This is a genomic window from Peribacillus sp. R9-11 (assembly GCF_031345095.1).
Taxonomy (GTDB): domain Bacteria; phylum Bacillota; class Bacilli; order Bacillales; family DSM-1321; genus Peribacillus; species Peribacillus butanolivorans.
Genome location: NZ_CP133763.1, coordinates 5,687,929 through 5,703,772, shown reverse-complemented (window position 1 = coordinate 5,703,772; position 15,844 = coordinate 5,687,929). Strand labels below are relative to the sequence as shown.

The 15,844-nt window shown below is 38.7% G+C and carries 17 protein-coding genes; 16 read left to right on the top strand and 1 reads right to left on the bottom strand.

Translation table 11 applies throughout. From position 1 onward, the window contains the following. Positions 1-889: 889 nt before the first annotated feature. The 11 genes from rpmH to RE409_RS27655 all read left to right on the top strand — a co-directional run bounded on the left by rpmH (position 890) and on the right by RE409_RS27655 (position 11,323). Complete coding sequence (rpmH, locus tag RE409_RS27705; RefSeq protein ID WP_034316183.1) at positions 890-1,024, top strand: 50S ribosomal protein L34; 135 nt, start codon at positions 890-892, stop codon at positions 1,022-1,024. A gap of 80 nt (positions 1,025-1,104) precedes the next feature. Next, a complete protein-coding gene (gene rnpA, locus RE409_RS27700) occupies positions 1,105-1,461 on the top strand; it encodes a ribonuclease P protein component (protein WP_053348308.1) in 357 nt (118 codons plus the stop codon). Between the two features lie 181 nt (positions 1,462-1,642). Then, positions 1,643-2,431, top strand: coding sequence for a YidC family membrane integrase SpoIIIJ (gene spoIIIJ / locus RE409_RS27695; protein WP_053348309.1), 789 nt, complete (start codon positions 1,643-1,645; stop codon positions 2,429-2,431). Next, positions 2,428-3,048 carry an RNA-binding cell elongation regulator Jag/EloR gene (gene jag, locus RE409_RS27690; RefSeq protein ID WP_201222487.1) on the top strand — a complete coding sequence of 207 codons (621 nt, stop codon included), beginning with the start codon at positions 2,428-2,430 and terminating at the stop codon, positions 3,046-3,048. The genes spoIIIJ and jag overlap by 4 nt, the downstream gene beginning before the upstream one ends. Positions 3,049-3,394: 346 nt before the next feature. Then, positions 3,395-4,780 (top strand): tRNA uridine-5-carboxymethylaminomethyl(34) synthesis GTPase MnmE, encoded by a 1,386-nt coding sequence (gene mnmE, locus RE409_RS27685; protein ID WP_053348311.1) that lies wholly within the window; start codon positions 3,395-3,397, stop codon positions 4,778-4,780. 20 nt (positions 4,781-4,800) lie between these two features. Continuing rightward, positions 4,801-6,687 (top strand): tRNA uridine-5-carboxymethylaminomethyl(34) synthesis enzyme MnmG, encoded by a 1,887-nt coding sequence (mnmG, locus tag RE409_RS27680; RefSeq protein ID WP_053348312.1) that lies wholly within the window; start codon positions 4,801-4,803, stop codon positions 6,685-6,687. 30 nt (positions 6,688-6,717) lie between these two features. Continuing rightward, positions 6,718-7,434 carry a 16S rRNA (guanine(527)-N(7))-methyltransferase RsmG gene (gene rsmG, locus RE409_RS27675; protein WP_056521964.1) on the top strand — a complete coding sequence of 239 codons (717 nt, stop codon included), beginning with the start codon at positions 6,718-6,720 and terminating at the stop codon, positions 7,432-7,434. Between the two features lie 410 nt (positions 7,435-7,844). Continuing rightward, positions 7,845-8,705: a nucleoid occlusion protein gene (gene noc, locus RE409_RS27670; protein ID WP_056521967.1), complete on the top strand. Its 861-nt coding sequence runs from the start codon at positions 7,845-7,847 to the stop codon at positions 8,703-8,705. Between the two features lie 225 nt (positions 8,706-8,930). Then, complete coding sequence (locus tag RE409_RS27665) at positions 8,931-9,692, top strand: ParA family protein (RefSeq protein WP_053348844.1); 762 nt, start codon at positions 8,931-8,933, stop codon at positions 9,690-9,692. Beyond that, positions 9,685-10,545, top strand: coding sequence for a ParB/RepB/Spo0J family partition protein (locus tag RE409_RS27660; RefSeq protein ID WP_053348315.1), 861 nt, complete (start codon positions 9,685-9,687; stop codon positions 10,543-10,545). Before RE409_RS27665 ends, RE409_RS27660 begins: the two co-directional genes overlap by 8 nt. 76 nt (positions 10,546-10,621) lie before the next feature. Continuing rightward, positions 10,622-11,323 (top strand): DUF554 domain-containing protein, encoded by a 702-nt coding sequence (locus RE409_RS27655; RefSeq protein WP_201188162.1) that lies wholly within the window; start codon positions 10,622-10,624, stop codon positions 11,321-11,323. Positions 11,324-11,391: 68 nt separating this feature from the next. Here RE409_RS27655 and yyaC read toward each other — a convergent pair whose 3' ends face one another. Then, positions 11,392-12,027 (bottom strand): spore protease YyaC, encoded by a 636-nt coding sequence (yyaC, locus tag RE409_RS27650; protein ID WP_201187749.1) that lies wholly within the window; start codon positions 12,025-12,027, stop codon positions 11,392-11,394. Between the two features lie 392 nt (positions 12,028-12,419). Here yyaC and RE409_RS27645 point away from each other — a divergent pair, with 392 nt between their 5' ends. From RE409_RS27645 to ssb, 5 genes are all read left to right on the top strand, one after another. Then, positions 12,420-13,256 carry a mechanosensitive ion channel family protein gene (locus RE409_RS27645; protein ID WP_056521973.1) on the top strand — a complete coding sequence of 279 codons (837 nt, stop codon included), beginning with the start codon at positions 12,420-12,422 and terminating at the stop codon, positions 13,254-13,256. Between the two features lie 21 nt (positions 13,257-13,277). After that, a complete protein-coding gene (locus RE409_RS27640; RefSeq protein ID WP_201187747.1) occupies positions 13,278-13,475 on the top strand; it encodes a DUF951 domain-containing protein in 198 nt (65 codons plus the stop codon). 167 nt (positions 13,476-13,642) lie between these two features. Then, positions 13,643-14,743: a redox-regulated ATPase YchF gene (gene ychF, locus RE409_RS27635; RefSeq protein ID WP_201187745.1), complete on the top strand. Its 1,101-nt coding sequence runs from the start codon at positions 13,643-13,645 to the stop codon at positions 14,741-14,743. Between the two features lie 208 nt (positions 14,744-14,951). Beyond that, on the top strand, positions 14,952-15,236 hold the full coding sequence (gene rpsF / locus RE409_RS27630) for a 30S ribosomal protein S6 (RefSeq protein WP_056521977.1): 285 nt from the start codon (positions 14,952-14,954) through the stop codon (positions 15,234-15,236). 69 nt (positions 15,237-15,305) lie between these two features. Next, complete coding sequence (gene ssb, locus RE409_RS27625) at positions 15,306-15,836, top strand: single-stranded DNA-binding protein (RefSeq protein ID WP_201187743.1); 531 nt, start codon at positions 15,306-15,308, stop codon at positions 15,834-15,836. Positions 15,837-15,844: the final 8 nt, after the last annotated feature.

The window sequence follows — 15,844 nt, the reverse complement described above, 5'->3', positions numbered from 1 at the left end:
AGTTCGGTGAGCTGTATAAGGGAGTGTTCTGTAATGTGATGTCCCTATTACTATATCTTGCGCTGTACAACCTTTGTACAGACTACATCTTGTAAGGTGATGTAGGTTTGGATGATTATTCATCAACAGGTATTTTGAGAAATATATAATAAAGAAGAAAAAAGGGTTTTCGACAATATCCACCGTTTGTGGACAGATTAATATACACAGGTCGAATAAGCTATCCACATGTTATGCACAGTCTGTGGATAAACCTTACCTGTTGATAAAGTTATTCAGAGTGAAAACACAAATATAATATCAGAAATTCAGGCGTCTTGCAATGGGTTAGAAAACTTTATCCACAACTTACCGAGCCTGTGGGAAAAACTTTTCCACAGGCTATTGTTATGTGCAAAAGTCTATAAAACAGGTTGTGGATAGGAAAAATCATGTCGAATTTTATCCACAGACTGAAGTTTTGGCACGAATTATATAAATTTATTTCTCTGCTTCTTTAAAACGAATAGGACAGAAAAACATGTTGTTATAGCTGTCAAAAACGGTAAATATTAAAACCTATTCCTGGCAAACCCAATGGTTCATTTAAAAATAACCAGGCCTTCCCTTAATATTTGCTGATTCCTTTTCAGAGTGGAGCGTGTAAACTAAGAGATCCGCTTAAATGTGTTTAAGGGAAAAATTCACGGAAATTTCCCTCTCACCAAAAATTTCTATATCAGTTCGAGGCAAAATCATTTACAATAGGCTAGGTAGTAAAAAAAGACCTACTGGACATTGAGCATAAAAAGAAATATATTTTTTTGGATGAGGTTGACAAGTAGAAACCATCATCTATATAATTGTAAAGACTGTCTTTAACTGTTATTCCTCAGGGAGGTGTCATATAATGAAAAGAACTTATCAACCGAATAATCGTAAGCATAGTAAAGTTCACGGTTTCCGTGCACGTATGAGCACGAAAAACGGACGTAGAGTAATTGCTGCACGTCGCCGTAAGGGCAGAAAAGTATTATCTGCATAGACCACTGAAAAGTCTCAGTGGTCTTTTTTCGCAAAATAAGGGATTTACTGAGACTCAATTCATTTAATGAAGGTGTAAAGATGAAAAAAAAGTTAAGGATTAAGAAAGAGGACGAGTTTCAGCTTGTGTTTAAAAAGGGCGAATCCTCTGCTAATCGGCAATTCGTTGTCTATGTCCTTGAAAAGCCCGAACAGGATTATTTCCGGATAGGCCTTTCTGTCAGTAAAAAAATCGGGAATGCCGTTGTTCGGAATCAGATTAAAAGATACATACGGCAAGCGTTTTTGGAATTGAAAGATGATATAGAAGATGGTAAGGATTATATTGTGATTGCTCGAAAGCCAGCGGCGGAAATGGACTTTTCCCAAGTGAAAAGCAGCTTGATCCATGTCCTAAAACGTTCTAAATCACTAAACTTTATAATGAAAAAACAATAAAGTTCTCCTTTATATCGAAAACTAAGTACTCCTCAGATAATGTCGTAAACATTGAGAAAAATAACATAGAAAATTCCTTATTGGACTGTACAAAAAGTGGATTACTTTTCCTTGAAGTCTGCTTGTAAACAGTTCAAAATTGTTTCAAAAAAGATTGATTGCAGTTAGGAGGAAATTACGGTTGAAAAAACGAATATTACTCATTATTGGACTAGCTTCTATAATGATGTTGTTAGCAGGGTGTACGGAAATTAAAGAACCTATAACTGCAGAAAGTGAAGGGTTCTGGAATCAATACATTGTCTATCCATTATCAGCTCTGATTATTTGGCTCTCTGAAGCATTCGGGGAAAACTATGGTCTCGGGATTATTGGTGTTACCTTAATCATTCGCTTAGCATTACTTCCACTTATGATCAAACAGGTGAAAAGCTCGAAAGCAATGCAGGCCATTCAGCCTGAGATGAAAGAACTTCAAGCAAAATACAGCTCAAAAGATGCTGCCACACAACAAAAACTACAGCAAGAAACGATGGCTTTATTTTCAAAATATAATGTGAATCCATTGGCGGGATGTTTACCAATATTGGTGCAAATGCCGATTTTGATCGGTTTTTACCATGCTATCAGCCGTACGGAAGAAATTGCTCTTCATAGCTTTCTTTGGTTTGATTTAGGTTCCCCGGATCCGTATTATATTTTACCGGTTGTTGCAGGTATTACGACTTTTATTCAGCAAAAATTATCCATGGTTGGAATGAACTCTAATCCACAAATGGCAGCACAAATGACAATGATGCTTTACATCATGCCAATTATGATTGTTGTTTTTGCAATTAAATTTCCCGCTGCTCTTTCACTTTACTGGGTAGTAGGTAACATTTTCGGTATCGTTCAAACGTATTTCATTAAAGGTCCAGATCTTAGAAAAGCAGCTGCGGAAAACGCGGGAGGAGCAAAGAAAAAGTGAAAAAAGTAACTGCTGCAGGACAATCTGTCGAAGAAGCAGTAAATTTAGCTTTAGCTCAACTGAACAGCACTAGGGATCGCGTGGAGATTGAAATTGAAGATGAAGGCAAAAAAGGTTTTCTTGGTTTATTTGGTGCAAGGAAGGCAATCGTCCATGTGACTTTGCCAGCCGACCCTATTGAAGAGTCACTGAAATTTTTGAAGAATGTCAGTGAAAACATGGGAATTAATGCAGAAATTGATGTCCGTCGTCAAGGTAAGAATGTAACGTTTCATTTATCAGGTGAAAAGATTGCTTTATTAATTGGAAAACGGGGGCAAACATTAAATTCCCTTCAGTATTTAACGCAGCTGGTTGCAAATCGCTATTCGAAGCAGTTTTTGAATGTAACTGTAGATGCAGAAGATTATCGAAATCGCCGCAATGATACTTTAATCCAATTGGCTGAAAGAATGGCAAATAAAGCAATAAAAACTGGTAAATCTGTTTCGCTGGAGCCAATGCCATCCTTTGAACGGAAGGTCATTCATAATGCTCTACTGCATTACCCAAAAATCAAAACAAATTCCAATGGTACAGAGCCATATCGCCATTTGGTCATTACTCCAATCAGATGAACCTTCTGCTATTAAGCGGAGGTTCTTTTTTTGGTTGTCTGTTGAATTCTCTAGAAATAAAAGAAAAATTCAACAATATTCGACATGTTTCTGTTTTGACCATTCGTAATTTGGTAAAGAGTTAAGAAAAGAGCAAGAAGGAAAGCGGGCAATATTTGTTATTCACATGTGGATAAGTTAAAATAAGTGATACAGAATATGGGTTTTAATGCATGTGGATAACTCTTGAAAGGAAGGAGTATCTACTTTTTTTCATGAATATACTGTGGTATTGTAGTTATTTAGGGAATTCGACGATTTTATTATGGGAAAAATATAGAAACATCAATATATAAGAGGTGAAAGCATGGAATTCGATACAATCACCGCTATCTCTACTCCCTTAGGGGAAGGGGCAATTGCCATCGTAAGAATCAGCGGTGATGAGGCCATAGAAATAGCCGATAGAATCTTTAAAGGACCAGGCGGGAAAAGTTTGCTCGAAGTGAAATCACATACGATTCATTACGGACACTTAACTCAACCGAAAACAGGTGAAATCATAGAAGAAGTTATGGTTTCTGTTATGAAAGGCCCAAAGACATTTACAAGAGAAGATGTAGTCGAAATAAATTGTCATGGCGGGATCGTTTCGGTCAATCGGGTATTACAGCTTATCCTCTCACAGGGAGCTCGTTTAGCAGAACCTGGTGAATTTACGAAACGAGCTTTTTTGAATGGAAGGATTGATCTTTCCCAAGCAGAAGCTGTTATGGATTTAATTCGGGCAAAAACAGATAAAGCGATGAATGTAGCCTTAGGGCAAATGGAAGGGCGGCTTTCGAAATTAATTCAAAAGTTACGTCAGGAAATTTTACAGACCCTCGCACAAGTCGAGGTAAACATAGATTACCCGGAATATGATGATGTCGAAGAAATGACACATCGTTTATTTTTGGAAAAAGGCAGCTATGTGAAGACGGAGATAGAGAAACTCCTGCATACTGCACAGCAAGGGAAAATTCTGCGAGATGGGCTGGCGACGGTTATCATCGGACGCCCAAATGTCGGAAAATCTTCTTTGCTTAACAGCTTAGTTCATGAAAATAAGGCCATTGTTACTGATATTCCCGGCACAACACGTGATGTAATTGAGGAATATGTCAATGTTCGCGGAGTACCGCTTAAACTTGTCGATACAGCAGGAATTCGGGAAACAGAGGACATTGTTGAACGAATTGGTGTTGAACGCTCTCGTGCGGTATTAAAAGAGGCAGATTTAATATTACTTGTCTTAAACTATTCCGATGACTTTACACCTGAAGATGAAAAACTATTCCAGGCCGTTAAAGGAATGGATGTTATCGTTATTATCAATAAAACTGATCTTCCGCAAAAAATCAATTTGGATCAGGTTAAGGAAAAGGCAGCATCGCATAAAATTGTTTCTACGTCTTTACTTGAGGATCAAGGAGTCAATGAGTTGGAAGATGCGATTGCTTCTTTATTCTTTGAGGGTTCTTTAGAATCAGGAGACTTAACCTATGTTTCGAATGCTCGTCATATAGCCTTACTTGGTCAAGCATTACAGTCAATTGAGGATGCAATTGAAGCGATTGACATGGGGACGCCGATTGACTTAGTTCAAATTGATTTCACAAAGGCTTGGGAGCTTCTCGGCGAAATAATTGGTGAAAGTGTTCAGGATAATTTGATCAACCAATTGTTCTCGCAATTTTGTTTAGGAAAATAACAGTAAAAGGAGGAGAAAACATGCAATACGAAGCAGGAAGCTATGATGTTATTGTTATTGGAGCTGGACATGCTGGTAGTGAAGCAGGCCTTGCAGCTGCAAGAGTTGGAGCTAAAACTTTGATGGTTACCATTAATTTAGATATGGTCGCCTTTATGCCATGCAATCCGTCTATTGGCGGACCAGCAAAAGGGATAGTTGTCCGAGAAATTGACGCTTTAGGCGGTGAAATGGGGAAAAATATTGATAAAACCCATATTCAAATGAGGATGTTGAATACAGCTAAAGGTCCGGCAGTCCGTGCGTTGAGGGCACAGGCTGATAAATATCTCTATCAGCAAGAAATGAAAAAGACGATAGAAGATCAAGAAAATTTGACATTAATTCAAGGAATGGTTGAGGAATTAATTGTTGAAAATGATGTTTGTACGGGTGTCATTACTAAAACAGGTGCAGTGTATCGTGCGAAAACTGTAGTAATCACGACAGGAACATATTTACGTGGAGAAATTATTTTAGGGGAACTAAAATATTCAAGCGGTCCTAACAATCAGCAGCCTTCCATCAGACTTTCTGAACATTTGGAGCAATTAGGATTTGATTTAGTTCGTTTTAAAACTGGAACGCCTCCTCGCGTCAATAGTTCATCTATTGATTACAGCAAAACAGAAATACAGCCTGGTGATGAAGTCCCACGTGCTTTTTCTTATGAAACAACGAAATTCATCACTGACCAATTGCCATGCTGGTTAACATACACGAATGAGGGAACACACCAGCTCATCGATGAGAATTTACACCGTTCACCGATGTACTCTGGGATGATTAAGGGAACTGGACCACGCTATTGCCCATCAATAGAAGATAAGGTCGTACGTTTTAATGATAAACCGCGCCATCAAATTTTCCTTGAACCTGAAGGGCGCAATACAAAGGAAGTCTATGTGCAAGGGCTGTCAACAAGTCTACCTGAAGATGTACAAGTAAAAATCCTTCAAACGGTTCCAGGGCTCGAGAAGGCGGAAATGATGCGTGCGGGATATGCAATTGAATATGATGCAATCGTTCCTACACAGCTTTGGCCTACACTAGAAACGAAAAAAGTTAAAAACTTGTATACAGCAGGCCAAATTAACGGAACGTCCGGCTACGAAGAAGCGGCGGGCCAAGGGTTGATGGCTGGTATTAATGCAGGATTGAATGCGATAGGAAAAGAAGAACTGATCTTAAGCCGTTCGGATGCCTATATTGGAGTTTTAATTGATGATCTTGTTACGAAAGGTACGAATGAACCATACCGCTTGCTGACTTCACGTGCAGAATATCGTTTACTGTTGCGTCATGACAATGCGGATTTACGTTTAACGGAAATTGGTTTCAATATTGGAATGATCAAAGAAGACCGCTACAAACGTTTTCTTTTGAAAAAGGAAGCAGTTGAAGTAGAAAAAGAACGACTGAAATCAACCTTCATTAAACCAACGCAAGAAGTGCAAGACGTTATTATCACAAGTGGTGGCAGTGAGTTGAAGGATGGAATTCGTGCGTCTGATTTATTGAAACGTCCTGAAATGGATTATTCTCATATTCAGAAGCTGGCTCCAAGTGATGTCGAACTAAGCGACGAAGTGACGGAACAAGTCGAAATCCAGATTAAATATGAGGGATATATTGAAAAATCTCTGCAACAGGTCGATCGTCTGAAAAAAATGGAGAATAAAAAAATTCCAGAGAACATCGACTATGATGCCATCTCCGGTCTTGCAACGGAAGCACGTCAAAAATTAAAACAGGTCCACCCGCTATCAGTAGCTCAGGCTTCACGAATTTCCGGTGTAAATCCTGCTGATGTCTCCATTTTGCTTGTTTATTTGGAGCAAGGTAAGATTGCCAGAGTTTCTCAGTAACGGAAATACCCGAAAAGGATTGAAGAATTCATGAACATTGAACAATTTCAACAAGCGCTACAGGAGAAGGGTATCGAGCTTTCTCCTCGTCAGCTTGAACAGTTTGACACCTATTATCGATTATTGGTGGAATGGAACGAAAAGATGAATCTAACCGCCATCACGAATAAAGAAGAAGTTTATTTAAAGCATTTTTATGATTCAATCAGTGCAGCATTCTATTTCGATTTTAACAAGCCTTATCAGATTTGCGATGTTGGAGCTGGAGCTGGATTTCCGAGCATTCCTTTGAAAATTTGTTTCCCAAATATCCACGTATCTATCGTGGATTCTTTGAATAAGCGGATCTCCTTTTTAAATCATCTTGCTGATGAGTTACAATTAAAGGGCGTTTCCTTTTACCATGACCGGGCGGAAACCTTCGCTCAAAAACCAGAGCATCGTGAATCCTATGATATTGTTATGGCAAGAGCGGTAGCGAGGATGTCTGTCTTAAGTGAGCTTTGTTTGCCGCTTGTCAAACCGGATGGGACGTTCATTGCCATGAAAGCGGCAAGTGCACAAGATGAAATGGATACAGGTAAGAAGGCGATTTTTACATTAGGCGGAAAAATTGAAGAAATTTATCCCTTCACATTGCCCGAAGAAAATAGTGAAAGAAACATCATTACGGTAAAAAAAGTAAAGAAGACTCCTAAAAAATACCCTAGAAAACCTGGTACACCAAATAAACAGCCCATTGAATAATCCTTTTACTATGGCTATTCATTGTGGCTGATAGATAGATTTTGGCTAGCACTTGTTCTAATTTTCTTTTACTATAAATGTAGGATTTTTTTATCCATTTAAAAATGTATAAGTAAACCTGAAGGATAATATCCGACAAAGTGTTCTTTACAACCATATGCCTCGTTTTCCTACAGAGCGAGAAAGTCGGAGTTTTATCTTTTTGAAAAATTAGGGAAATAATCTCGGGCAAGCCGGCAGATATCTATAATATCTGGGCGTCTATGCCTCATTATTGCTTTAATGACGACAGTCGACATGTTTTTTACAACGATGGACCATATGTATAACCATGTCGGGAAATGTATGCAGGACTTGTCCTTTCAATAGAGAATATGTTATTTGGGAGTTTTAAAAGGTGGTGTAGGAAGATGAAGCATCCTTTTTCGCGGTTCTTTGGGTTTGGCGAAAAAGAAGAACAGCAACTAGAGATGGAGACACCTAGCAATAATAACGAAGAAATAAGAAAAATTTCCATTTCTGATATTGTGCCTAATCGATTTCAACCAAGGACCGTTTTTAATGACGATAAAATTGCAGAATTGGCTCAAACGATTCATACACACGGAATCATTCAACCGATTGTAGTAAGGGCGTATGGTCAGGGGAAATACGAAATCATTGCAGGCGAGCGTCGTTTTCGTGCTATGCAAAAGCTTGGTTGGGAATTGGCACCGGCTATTGTTAAGGATTTTACGGATACTGAAACGGCTTCAGTTGCGCTGATAGAAAACCTTCAGCGTGAAGAGCTGACACCGATTGAAGAAGCATTAGCTTATGGGAAACTATTAGAGCTTCATAGTTTAACTCAAGAGGCTCTGGCACAAAGACTCGGAATTGGCCAATCTACCGTGGCGAATAAGCTTCGGCTGCTTAAGCTGCCGAAGGAGGTCCAAGATGCACTTCTTCAAAAGCAAATTACGGAACGTCATGCCCGCTCGTTAATTCCTTTAAAAAGTCCGGAAAAGCAGATCAAACTACTTTTGGAAATCATCGAAAAAGGCTATAACGTTAAGCAGACAGAAGAGCGGGTCGTCAAGCTCCTCACCGGAACGGTACTTAAGCCGAAGCCAAAACGAAAGGCGTTTAGTAAAGACATGAGGATTGCGGTAAATACCATCCGTCAATCGTTGAATATGGTAACAGACAATGGAATAAATTTGGATGCAGAGGAAGAGGAATTCGAGGAATATTATCAATTTACGATTAAAATTCCTAAGAAGAAAACTTGATCCCCTTTTCCTTAGCCCCCGCTTGGTAGTCTTCGATTACCAAGCTTTTTTTATTCTCTCTTTTCAACAGTATCTTTTGGTCATTTTTAGGGAAATTCCAAATTTTAAGAGGAATTTCAGAAAACGATTTCTTCCAGGATTATTCATGATAAAATAGAAAGAAAGAAAATTACGGTAAATGCATTTAGATATAGAGTATAAAGATAGTTGAAAGCAGGTGAATTCGTGGGTAAGATTCTCGCCATTGCCAATCAAAAAGGCGGTGTTGGAAAAACGACAACTTCTGTCAGCCTTAGTGCTTGTCTTGCATACATAGGACAGAAAGTCTTATTGGTCGATATCGATCCGCAGGGAAATGCGACAAGCGGTGCAGGTATTGATAAAGCAGATGTAGAACAATGTATTTATGATGTATTGGTTGATGATGTCGAAGCCAGTACCGTTATCTTGGAAACAAAGGTTGAAAACTTATATGTCATACCTGCGACAATTCAACTTGCGGGTGCTGAAATAGAACTTGTTCCAACCATCTCTAGGGAAGTCCGTTTAAAAAGGGCGTTAGAAGAGGTGCAGAGTCAGTATGATTACATTGTAATCGATTGTCCACCATCATTAGGACTGCTTACCCTAAATGCATTAACAGCTGCTGATGCTGTTTTAATTCCTGTACAATGCGAATATTATGCATTGGAGGGCTTAAGTCAGCTCTTAAATACGGTCCGTCTCGTGCAAAAGCATTTAAACCATGATTTGAAAATCGAAGGTGTGCTATTGACGATGTTGGATGCTAGAACAAATTTGGGTCTTCAAGTTATTGAGGAAGTCAAAAAATACTTTCAGGATAAAGTTTATCAAACCATCATTCCACGTAATGTCCGATTGAGTGAAGCGCCGAGCCATGGAGAACCGATAATTATTTATGATCCAAAGTCACGAGGAGCGGAGGTCTATCTAGAACTGGCAAAGGAAGTGGTGTCAAATGGCTAAGGGACTTGGCAAAGGACTAAACGCACTATTCAACAATGGGGAAATCAGTAAAGATGAAATCGTGCGGGAAATTAAATTGAGGGAATTAAGGCCAAATCCTTATCAGCCCCGGAAAAGTTTTCGACCTGAAGCGATAGAAGAACTTAAGCAATCAATCATAGAGCACGGGATATTACAGCCGATTATTGCCCGGAAAAGTATTAAAGGCTATGAAATTGTGGCTGGGGAGAGACGTTATCGTGCCGCAAAAGAAGCTGGTTTAAAGACAGTACCGGTTGTTGTGAGAGAACTGAATGAACAACAGATGATGGAACTGGCCATTTTGGAAAACCTTCAACGGGAAGATTTAAACCCAATCGAGGAAGCGGCTGCTTATCAAACCCTGCTTGAAAAATTAGAAATTACTCAAGAACAGTTGGCTATTCGCTTGGGGAAAAGTCGGCCGCATATTGCTAACTATGTTCGATTACTATCTTTGCCTGAAAAGATAAGGAGTTATATCTCTGAAGGTGAAATTTCTATGGGGCATGGTCGTGCATTACTAGGATTAAAGAAAAAAGAGTTGCTTCAGCCAGTTATAGACAAAATTCTCAAAGAAGGAATGAATGTCCGAAAGCTAGAGCAATATATTCATCAATTAAATGATACGGTTTCACGTGAAACTAAACCTGCGAAACAAGTGAAAAAAGATATTTTTATAAAGCAGCGGGAGTCAAGTCTACGTGAAAGACTAGGAACAAGCGTGACTATTAAACAAAGCAAGAAAAAAGGGAAAATAGAAATCGAATTCTTTTCAAAAGAAGATTTAGAGAGAATATTAGACTTGATTGATCAAGAAAACCTTTCCTCTTAGTCCCTTCTTTGAGAGACGATTTTTGAATGCAGATATGCAACAAGGGGATCTTACTGTAGAGAATTAGGTGAATAAGATGGTTTTATTGGGGACTTTTGTGAATGGGGCTTGTATTTTAATCGGGTCGATTTTGGGAATGTTTTTACAGCATATACCTGAGAAGATAAAAGAAACGGTTATGAGTGGTATCGGTTTGACCGTTATTGTCTTAGGATTGCAGATGGGTTTTAAGAGTGAAAATTTTATCATGGTCATTATAAGTATTGTGGGAGGCGCTGTGCTTGGAGAATGGATGAATCTTGAAGCCAGGCTTAATTCTTTAGGCAATTGGATTGAACGTCGGATGAAAGCGAAAAAAGGAACTTCGATATCACAGGGATTCGTAACAGCCACGCTCATATTTTGCATTGGAGCGATGGCCATTATCGGTGCCTTGGATAGTGGGATCCGTAATGATCATGATGTTTTAATAACAAAATCGATTATTGATGGGTTTACAGCGCTAGTTCTGTCCAGTACTCTTGGCATTGGTGTACTTTTTTCAGCATTCCCTATCATTCTTTATGAAGGATTCATTGCCATTTTTTCAAGGCAAATTAATACTTTGATCCCAACTGAGTTAATGGATTCCTTCATTCTTGAAATGACAGCAACTGGAGGAGTCATGATTTTAGCGATTGGCTTGAATATTATCGGTGTCACCAAAATCAGGGTGGCTAACCTGCTTCCAGGAATAATGATTACAGCAATTCTAGTTACAATCATGTATTATGTATAAAAATAAAGGAAGGGGTGAACCCCTTCCTTTATTTTTATACTCGGCCAAACTTTTCAGGAACATTAGAATCAAAGGGTTTTTTCCTGCTTGAATGACCAGGAGAATGGAGTGAAAGTTGGTTTAACTGGATAATGATTTTGTGCTTCATAAATACCCTCTGCAATGGTTTTGGCCATTTTTAAGACTAGATTAAGACGAGTATTTTGTAGGACCATAAACTCCATGAATCCACTGACATTCACGATTCCAGTAATATGGGCATTGCCAACAGAAGGTAGATCTTTATTGACTCCAGCGCCAGGTTTCACCGGACCTTGGCCAATTTGAACAATGCCGACGCTTTTCAATTTTCCTAAGCAAGCATCGATTCCGACGATAAAGGGATCGGTATGGATTTTGTTAATTTCACTTAATTTTTCCTGTAAATTCATAGCATGTATAGGATTATCGAGAGTTCCATAAACATGGAAGGAAGAGGCACCGTCTTCTGTTTTTTCATTAAGCAGAGTGCCGACAAGTGGACCGAGGGAATCGCCAGTAGAACGGTCTGTGCCAATACAGACAATTACGATAGGTTGAAGCTTTCCAGTTGGAAGAAGGTTGATTAATTCTTGGGAAATTTGTTTAGATGCATCCGTATCTTCATGTAGGATGCGGCTCAATCTATTTTTATTATTATTAAATAGACTAGAATTCAGATTCATCGGCTCAACTCCTTTACTTCGTTTGGTATTACAGTATACGGATAAAAAAGGAAAAATATACGGTATTTAATGTAAAATTGGTGGGGGATTTATTTGATAAGAACACGCAAACGGGGGAAGGGGAAATCGTAAGATGCTTCTTCCTCTACCAATTTTCGTTATATATACTCTCTAGCAAAAAATCATTCATGGAAATAGAAAAAACTTCTAATTACCTTACCTATTACCCATATTTTTTTTGTACAGAAACCCATATTTATTGATAAAATAGAGAAAACTTTTCTTATTTAGGGTTATCTTTCGGCTTGAGGGGTAGATGGAATACGTCCAAATAGGAAGGTCATAGGGAATCTAAAAGTTTTGCAGGTTTTTGCAATAGGCAGGAGGAAGAGATGGATAGCATTTATAATAACGTTACAAAAGAATTATTGGATGAAAAAGTATGGCTACTGATGGGGGAGGGAATTATTAAAATCTTCCTTGTTCTGTTGTTATCGCGTATTATTATTAGAATAGGAAAGACCATTATAAATAAATTCTTCAAAGCTCGATTAAGAAGTCCTATTCGGGTTTCGGAGCGTAGGGAAACGACACTCATTAAGTTACTGGAAAATATCATCACTTACGTTATCAATTTCATTGCCTTGATAATGATTCTTGAAATTTTCTCATTCGATGTAAAAGCTTTACTGGCTGGAGCTGGGATTCTTGGTTTGGCAGTTGGGTTTGGTGCCCAAAGTTTGGTCAAAGATATTATCACAGGATTCTTTGTGATTTTTGAAGATCACTTCTCGGTTGGGGACTATATTAAGATTAATACATTTGAGGGTGAAGTTCTCGAAATTGGGCTTCGTACAACAAAAATTAAAAGTAGCTCAGGAGAATTGCACCTCATACCTAATGGTAGTATTGTTCAAGTTACAAATTACTCCATATTAAACAGTAAAGCAGTGGTGGATGTAGCTATACCTAATGATGGATCAGTAGAACTTGCTGAGAGGGTACTTATTCAAACTTTGAATAATATGGAAGGTAAATATGACTTCTTAGTCAAAGCACCTGAATTTTTAGGAATTGAAATGATAAGTCCTGATGAAGTTGTCTTTCGGGTCACAGCTGAAACAAAACCGATGCGTCATGTCGAAATGAGCAGAATAATAAGAAAAGAATTAAGTGCTGCTCTTGATTTAAGTGGAATTACATCTACATACAAAGGCAGCGAGTCGTAGGAACTAGGGGGGCTCATGGTTATGGATGAAAAGGAATTTGCACTTAAAGATATTGTCGAAATGAAAAAACCACATCCATGTGGAGTGAATAAGTGGAGAATTATCCGGCTGGGCATGGATATCCGGATAAAATGTGAAGGGTGCGGTCATAGCGTGATGTTGCCCCGACGTGAGTTTGCGAAGAAAATGAAAAAGGTTCTACAAAAGCATGAGGAATGATCATGCTTTTTTCATGGAAAGAAAGCGGTCCTACTATCTCAATGATTTACTTGTCTTTTTAGGAAGCGAAATCTATAATTGGGAAAGGTTTAGGTAATTGGATGGTCTTTATAGAAGATCAGTCTTTTTCCTATATGTACGAATTATCTTAAAGGAGTGAAATATAAATGGCTTTAACAGCTGGTATAGTTGGTTTGCCTAACGTAGGTAAATCCACTTTATTTAATGCAATAACTCAGGCAGGTGCGGAATCTGCCAACTATCCTTTTTGTACAATTGATCCAAACGTTGGGATTGTAGAAGTGCCTGATCATCGTTTACAAAAATTGACTGAATTGGTGCAGCCGAAAAAGACAGTTCCGACAGCATTTGAATTCACGGATATTGCCGGGATTGTAAAAGGAGCTAGTAAAGGGGAAGGTCTTGGAAATAAATTCCTTTCTCATATTCGTCAAGTTGATGCAATTTGTCAAGTCGTTCGTTGCTTCTCTGACGATAACATTACTCACGTTTCTGGAAAAGTAAATCCAATAGATGATATTGAAGTCATCAATCTTGAATTGATTCTTGCTGATTTGGAATCTGTTGATAAACGAATCGACCGCGTTGGAAAAATGGCCAAGCAGAAAGATAAAGGCGCAGTGGCTGAGCATGAAATCCTTGTCGCTTTGAAAGAAGCATTGGAAGAAGAAAAACCAGCTCGTTCAGTTGAATTTACTGAAGAACAGCAAAAAATCGTGAAGGGCATGCACTTGCTTACAGCGAAGCCGACTCTTTATGTAGCGAATGTAAGTGAGGACGAAGTGGCTAATGCTGCTGATAATGAATATGTTCAACAAGTTCGTGAATATGCTGCGAAAGAAAACGCAGAAGTTATCGTAATTTGTGCAAAAATTGAAGAAGAAATTGCGGAGCTTGAAGGTGAAGAAAAGGAAATGTTCCTATCTGAACTCGGCATCGAGGAATCCGGTCTTGATCAATTGATCCGTGCTTCATACAACCTGCTCGGGTTGGCAACATACTTTACAGCTGGAGTTCAGGAGGTACGTGCTTGGACGTTCCGTAAAGGTATGAAAGCGCCTCAATGTGCAGGTGTCATTCACACAGACTTCGAACGCGGTTTCATCCGTGCCGAAATAGTTTCGTATAATGACCTACTTGAAGCAGGAAGCCATAGCGCTGCAAAGGACGCGGGTAAAGTACGATTAGAAGGTAAAGAATATATCGTTAACGACGGCGACGTAATCCATTTCCGTTTTAACGTATAAGGCATAGAGAGACTCTACAGACCCAATCTGTAGAGTCTTTTTTCTCGGTATAGTTTAAGTCTATAACATTTGATTTCAATAAATTGTAATATGTCTAACCGTTCGTTGCAAAGCCCCTTTAACTATGCTATAATTTCTTCTTGTGAGTAATTATAAATAATTGCTCCTTGCCCAATTGGGCCGCTTAGACCAAAAGGAGGTGACAGTGATGAGAAAATACGAAATTATGTATATCATCCGTCCAAACATTGAGGAAGAAGCTAAAAAAGCTTTAGTTGAACGTTTCAACACAATCCTTTCTGATAATGGTGCGGAAGTAGAAGCAAAAGAATGGGGTAAACGCCGTCTTGCATACGAAATCAATGATTTCCGTGATGGTTACTACATGCTTCTTAAAGTTAACGCTGAAAGTGCTGCGATTCTAGAATTCGATCGTCTTGCTAAAATCAGTGAAGACATTATTCGCCACATGGCTACTAGAGAAGAAGTATAATCCGATATTTAATATAAATTCTAATCTTGTTTCACGTGAAACAAGTTTGAAACCTAGGGGTTGATTCTGATGATGAATCGCGTAGTTTTGGTAGGACGCTTAACTAAAGATCCTGAATTACGATATACACCTAATGGAGTTCCTGTGGCTACCTTTACTTTGGCTGTGAACCGTAGTTTTACGAATCAGTCGGGTGAACGTGAAGCAGATTTCATTAACTGTGTAGTTTGGCGTAAACCGGCAGAAAATGTAGCTAACTTCTTGAAAAAAGGCAGTTTAGCTGGCGTGGATGGACGTGTCCAAACACGTAATTATGAAGGACAAGACGGCAAACGAGTATATGTGACGGAGATTCTGGCTGAGAGCGTTCAATTCCTTGAACCACGAAGCAGTTCAGCGGGTGAAAGAAATGAAGGCGGTTCTTACGGTGGAGGTCAAAAAAGTTATAGCAACAATAATAACGGAAATGACAACAATTCGTATGGACAAAATCCTAATCAGAATCAACGGAGCAACAACAACTACACTCGTGTAGATGATGATCCATTTGCAAATGACGGTAAAACAATCGACATTTCAGATGATGATCTTCCGTTTTAAACAGCCGT

Bases quoted from the DNA above. Each gene is read 5' to 3' on its own strand.
- rpmH (WP_034316183.1), top strand. From the start codon at position 890: ATGAAAAGAACTTATCAACCGAATAATCGTAAGCATAGTAAAGTTCAC.
- rnpA (WP_053348308.1), top strand. From the start codon at position 1,105: ATGAAAAAAAAGTTAAGGATTAAGAAAGAGGACGAGTTTCAGCTTGTG.
- mnmE (WP_053348311.1), top strand. From the start codon at position 3,395: ATGGAATTCGATACAATCACCGCTATCTCTACTCCCTTAGGGGAAGGG.
- mnmG (WP_053348312.1), top strand. From the start codon at position 4,801: ATGCAATACGAAGCAGGAAGCTATGATGTTATTGTTATTGGAGCTGGA.
- rsmG (WP_056521964.1), top strand. From the start codon at position 6,718: ATGAACATTGAACAATTTCAACAAGCGCTACAGGAGAAGGGTATCGAG.
- noc (WP_056521967.1), top strand. From the start codon at position 7,845: ATGAAGCATCCTTTTTCGCGGTTCTTTGGGTTTGGCGAAAAAGAAGAA.
- RE409_RS27660 (WP_053348315.1), top strand. From the start codon at position 9,685: ATGGCTAAGGGACTTGGCAAAGGACTAAACGCACTATTCAACAATGGG.
- RE409_RS27655 (WP_201188162.1), top strand. From the start codon at position 10,622: ATGGTTTTATTGGGGACTTTTGTGAATGGGGCTTGTATTTTAATCGGG.
- yyaC (WP_201187749.1), bottom strand. From the start codon at position 12,027: ATGAATCTGAATTCTAGTCTATTTAATAATAATAAAAATAGATTGAGC.
- RE409_RS27645 (WP_056521973.1), top strand. From the start codon at position 12,420: ATGGATAGCATTTATAATAACGTTACAAAAGAATTATTGGATGAAAAA.
- RE409_RS27640 (WP_201187747.1), top strand. From the start codon at position 13,278: ATGGATGAAAAGGAATTTGCACTTAAAGATATTGTCGAAATGAAAAAA.
- ychF (WP_201187745.1), top strand. From the start codon at position 13,643: ATGGCTTTAACAGCTGGTATAGTTGGTTTGCCTAACGTAGGTAAATCC.
- rpsF (WP_056521977.1), top strand. From the start codon at position 14,952: ATGAGAAAATACGAAATTATGTATATCATCCGTCCAAACATTGAGGAA.
- ssb (WP_201187743.1), top strand. From the start codon at position 15,306: ATGATGAATCGCGTAGTTTTGGTAGGACGCTTAACTAAAGATCCTGAA.